Raw genomic sequence first — 277 nt, 5'->3', positions numbered from 1 at the left:
GACCGCGACCCGGTCCTGAGCGCCATGCGCCTGAACCGTCTCCTCCACCGCCATCGTCAGCACCGGATGCGGCGACATCTCGATGAAGAACCCGGTGCCGCTGTCCACCAACGCCCGGATCGCGGGCTCGAAACCCACCCGGCCACGCAGGTTGCCGTACCAGTACCCGGCGTCCAGCGCCTTCGTGTCGATGAACTCACCGACAGCAGTGGAGTAGAACGGGATCTGGCCGGACACCGGCTCAACCGACGCCAGCACCTCCAGCAGCTCCGCCTCG

1 protein-coding gene is annotated in these 277 nt (G+C 67.5%); it reads right to left on the bottom strand.

Translation table 11 applies throughout. The features are described 5' to 3' along the window. Positions 1-277, bottom strand: a 277-nt coding sequence (locus RKE29_RS30720; RefSeq protein ID WP_312008946.1) for an acyltransferase domain-containing protein, incomplete at both ends; no start/stop codon positions are given.

The organism is Streptomyces sp. B1866 (assembly GCF_031932565.1).
GTDB lineage: Bacteria > Actinomycetota > Actinomycetes > Streptomycetales > Streptomycetaceae > Streptomyces.
Note: the sequence above shows the minus strand (reverse complement) of the source record. Positions and strands in the feature narration are given on the sequence as shown.